The sequence below is a fragment of the Faecalimonas umbilicata genome (assembly GCF_004346095.1).
GTDB classification, from domain to species: domain Bacteria; phylum Bacillota; class Clostridia; order Lachnospirales; family Lachnospiraceae; genus Faecalimonas; species Faecalimonas umbilicata.
In genome coordinates, this window is record NZ_SLZV01000061.1 from 1 (window position 1) to 1574 (window position 1574).

General features: G+C 39.9%; 1 protein-coding gene. It reads left to right on the forward strand.

Annotated features, from left to right (window positions below; all coding sequences use genetic code 11):
• The first annotated feature begins 134 nt into the window (after window positions 1-134).
• On the forward strand, window positions 135-884 hold the full coding sequence (locus EDD74_RS14940; RefSeq protein WP_116441082.1) for a hypothetical protein: 750 nt from the start codon (window positions 135-137) through the stop codon (window positions 882-884).
• Window positions 885-1574: the final 690 nt, after the last annotated feature.

Consider the following 1574-nt stretch of genomic DNA (forward strand, 5'->3'; position numbering starts at 1 on the left):
CACTGTGTAAGACATTGAAATACCGCATGGTATTATCTCCAATGCAGTAGTGGTTGAAGCAAGAATCCCCCTGCTTTAGCTGTGGGGAGTGTCAAGAGGCATCAAGCCCGAGGAAAATCAATGGGGAGTATGTGATGGTGTATTCAGGCGAAACGAGCCATGAATTGAGCTATGCGGTTTCAAAATCTCCATTAGGGAAATATAAGTATAGGGGAGTGTTGGTCAGCAGTGCAGATATTGGAATGAATGGAAATGAAACTCCGGTGATGCCATATGGGAATGTACATGGCGGTTTAGTTCAGATTCAGGAAGATTGGTATATTTTTTATCATAGACAAACACATGCAATTGAATGTAGCAGACAAGGATGCGCCGAAAAGCTTATTGTGAATGCAGATGGTTCGTTTAATCAAGCGGAAATCACAAGCTGTGGTTTAAATAGAGGACCGTTGCCGACAATGGGAACTTATAATGCATGTTATTGCTGCTGTTTAATGGGAAGTTTGTTTTCAAAAGAAAAATTAAATGTTCGACAGCATAGGAGAGAGAATGAGGGGTACATTTATGAGGAATCGGTAGGGAATGATGAGACGAAGGCCATTCATTATCTGACAAATTTAAGAAAAGATACTGTGGTAGGATTTAAATATTTTGATTGGAAAGATGTTCAAAGAATTACAGTAAAATTACGTGGAGAAGGAACTGTTTTTGTAAAGGTATGTATTGATTCACCGAATGGAGAGTGTCTTGGGGAAAAAGAGATAGACTTGTCTTGTTCGTGGGAAGATTCTACTATTGAAGTAAAGAGTGTAGAAGGGATACACGCATTGTATTTTCTTCTTTATACGGAGTCTTGTGTAGAGTTTATGGAATTTTCATTTTAAAGAAAAATTGTGGAAATCCACTTGCCTTTAGGGAGCAGTAGTTCACAAAGTAAAAGTAATAAGATTTTAGAGGGGGGATACTGTCACGCCAATCAATCAGAATGACAGTATCTCCAAAGGGGGAGTGATGAAAAACGGGCTGCTATGCAGAGTAGATTCCCTGCACTGTGATCCTTTTGAAAAATTTGGATAGTCCAAGAGTCACTGTTTCCTCCATGTGCTGTGGAATACGGCGGATCAGGACGTTCCCAAGTGGATGAGGGAATACTTGAAAATGATCTGCTTTTAATGCGGCAGTTTCCTCTGCGTCGATAAATCTTGCTGAAACCTCCAGCCGGGAGCCGCCTCAAGTATGGCAGAGCATAGAAGTGATCAGAATATTTTCTTTGTGATGTTCTTTCATATAACTGGTAAGACGTTCGTCTAATTGAATGTGCATAATGGTAATCCTCCTTACGATAGTATGTGATCTGTGATGGCTTTATCATCGCAGAAACAGAAAGAAAATTCTGTAATGAAGTCACAGACGTTTCTTCTTAAAAAGAGAACTGTAAAGAAAAGGGACGATAAGATTGTAAGGATCCCGTTTTGGGTGTATAATCCCATCTTTGACAGTTGAAAAATGAAAATGCGGCTACAAGCCCAGTAAACATGGGCGGTGTAGCCGTTTTCTTGTTTGCAACGATATGT

What these genes read in the sequence shown, in the direction of transcription:
- EDD74_RS14940 (WP_116441082.1), top strand. Translation starts at nt 135, where the DNA reads ATGGTGTATTCAGGCGAAACGAGCCATGAATTGAGCTATGCGGTTTCA.